Below are 2,510 nucleotides of genomic sequence, written 5' to 3'. Positions count from 1 at the left end.
GCGGGCTGCGTTCAAACGGTACTTTACCCGCAAGGAGAAAACGGGTGAGATTGTGGAGACTGGGCCGTTTTACTCCATGTTTGACGTCGGCGACTACACCTTCGCCCCCTGGAAAGTTGTGTGGCCCGAAGTTGGCCATGAGCTTGAAGCAGCGGTTGCACCGCTAGTTTCTGATAAGCCTGTAGTTCCAGATCACACGCTAATTATGATTGATTGTGGTTGTGAGGAGGAAGCGCACTTTGTCTGCGGGCTTCTGAACTCAACCCTCGTAAGAATAATTGTCAGGGGCTACATAGTCTTACATCCAGATCCACACGTTTTGGATCACATTCGAATTTTTAAGTATGATCCAGAAAGTTCGGTACACAAAGCACTGGCTAAGAGTTCTCATGAAGCCCACGAGGCTGCGGTTCAGGGTGACGTAGCCCGCCTACGCGAAATCGAGGAGCGCATTGACCAGCTCGCCGCCCAACTTTGGGGCCTCACGGACAAAGAACTTGCGGAAATCTGGAGAAACAAGGAGGAAAACCGTGTTTAGAGAATTGGAATATCGAGGGGAGTGGTGGTTGCCACAAGACCCTAATAAAAAGGTGGGTGGGACTTTCAGGTTCTCGCCAGACAAAGGCGTTAGACTTGAGCTAGCCGGTGTTTTAGAAGACAGTCCAAGCGGGGTATTTGCTCCAGAACGCGTTTGGGGGATTGTGCCTGAACGACGAGGCGAAATTACTTTGTACCGTTGTTTGGAAGTTAGCCGCCAAATTAGCGGAGTAGGTGCAATGATATCAGACTTCGTTGCTCAAACAGCGTTTTTAGGAGCGCATATTGACCCGGAGAAACATATCTTTTCATCTATACGTTTTGAGTCGTCGGAACTCGACTCTTGGGCAAACTTTCGTTGGGTAGAATTTCCGCAGTTTAAGGACTTAATGAGCAAAAGGTTTTGCATCGAGTTTGAGGAACCCGAACCTTTTAAAGCTATTCTGGACGATGGGACGCAAGTACTATTAGAAGCTAGAATTACGCGTCCGAAATTATCGCGGATACAGCGGGAGGTATGCCTGCAAAGAAAGACTTTCTTCAGAATTATTCCTCCTACCCCGCGACCTTATAATGAGTGTCGGAAGTTGGTGCACACAATGCTTGATCTTGTGAGTTTTGCATTGTTATACCCCGCTATTCCTACTGAAGTGGTTGGACACACTAGCGAAAGCGGCAGCGAAGTAGAAATTCTTTACGGGGTCTCACGGGGAGCATCATCTGATCGGTCATTTCTTCATATTTATTGGCCGCTTTTCAATTTTAACGACATCTGTAACGAGTTCGAACTCTTTGTGCGTAAATGGTTTGACATAAAGACTCGTTTAGAGCCGGTGTCAAATCTTTACTTAGCCACTTTGCGTGCCTCAGAAATGCCTATTGAACTCGCCTTTCTCACAATAGTCCATGCTTTAGAAGCATTTCACCGATTAAAGATAGGAGGACAGGAGTTGCCAGAGGAAGAACACCAAAAACGCGTCAAGGAAATTACTGATTCGGTTCCAAGTCAGTGGCGTCAATGGCTGATGGAAAAGTTCAAATATAGCAACGAAGTTAGCTTGCGCGCCCGCTTAGCGGATATTTGTGAGATGTTTATAGCCGTAGCTAACAGGATAATTGGTGGTAAAAAGGACATCAAGCATTTTATTTCTACCGTGATTGACACGAGGAACTATTTGACACATTACGACCCTGAACTTAAGCAGAAGGCCGCGGATCCGATCACGTTGTTCGACATAACCGAAAGGTTAAAGATCTTAGTTGAATGCTGTTTGTTGCGTGAATTAGGTTTCTCCGAAAAATGGATTGTAGAGAGGATTAAGGAAGTACGCTTAGCGCGGCTGTCGCAAGCCAAATGAAAAGCATTCGAAGTTTTTTAGGTTGGATTTCTAGGTCCTGTGGAGTAGCCATATTGAAACGATATATGAGCTAGCCTCATGCACCAGGAGTGGGCCCGCACAAGCTCTTTGAGAGACTTCAGAGAGCCCTATCTCTTCTTAAGCAGTGTCGAGAACTGAAAAGCGGCTAAGTGGTTACTCTTTTAGCAATCCTAGCTTTCTCAAACGAGCACGGATAGCACTGGGCTTGCGTTGAAAGGCCTTTGCGAGTTCTTCAATCGTTTTTCCACCTTGATATTCTTCTGTCAAGCGTTTGTCTTCTTCCTCTGCCCATTTTGCGTAGGCCTTCGGATAGTGTTGGCGTATGGTTTGCAAGTCATAAGTTTTGAATCTAAATCCTGCGATTTCAAGAATTTCCTGTAATGCTGCAAGAAATGCCGCCAAGTGCTCTTGGAAAATCATTATGCTGCTGCGTTCTCGCTTCTCCCCGACCAGCCTTGATTCAGTGATTACTAAGAACTTTACGCCCTCCCGCGATTCTTTTACGTCAAAGAAATACGTTCGCTTGCCAGCGACTAAGCGTTGGGAAAACAATTCTTTTCCTTCGGCCTTCTCACTGCTCATTTATCACCCCTC

At 46.3% G+C, this 2,510-nt stretch carries 3 protein-coding genes; 2 read left to right on the top strand and 1 reads right to left on the bottom strand.

All coding sequences use genetic code 11. The features are described 5' to 3' along the window. Window positions 1-52: 52 nt before the first annotated feature. Together H5T41_10985 and H5T41_10980 are read left to right on the top strand one after the other, a co-directional pair. Entirely contained in the window at window positions 53-538 is a 486-nt protein-coding gene (locus tag H5T41_10985) for a hypothetical protein (protein ID MBC7109282.1), read from the top strand. Beyond that, entirely contained in the window at window positions 531-1,895 is a 1,365-nt protein-coding gene (locus H5T41_10980; GenBank protein MBC7109281.1) for a hypothetical protein, read from the top strand. Before H5T41_10985 ends, H5T41_10980 begins: the two co-directional genes overlap by 8 nt. 174 nt (window positions 1,896-2,069) lie before the next feature. Here the strand turns inward: H5T41_10980 and H5T41_10975 are convergent, their stop codons facing one another. Continuing rightward, on the bottom strand, window positions 2,070-2,498 hold the full coding sequence (locus H5T41_10975; protein MBC7109280.1) for a DUF3276 family protein: 429 nt from the start codon (window positions 2,496-2,498) through the stop codon (window positions 2,070-2,072). Window positions 2,499-2,510 lie beyond the last annotated feature (12 nt).

It is taken from the genome of Methanomassiliicoccales archaeon (genome assembly GCA_014361295.1).
GTDB lineage: Archaea > Thermoplasmatota > Thermoplasmata > Methanomassiliicoccales > JACIVX01 > JACIVX01.
Note: the sequence above shows the minus strand (reverse complement) of the source record. Positions and strands in the feature narration are given on the sequence as shown.

Excerpts from the sequence above, each read along its gene's own strand:
- H5T41_10975 (MBC7109280.1), bottom strand. The coding sequence starts at position 2,498 with ATGAGCAGTGAGAAGGCCGAAGGAAAAGAATTGTTTTCCCAACGCTTA.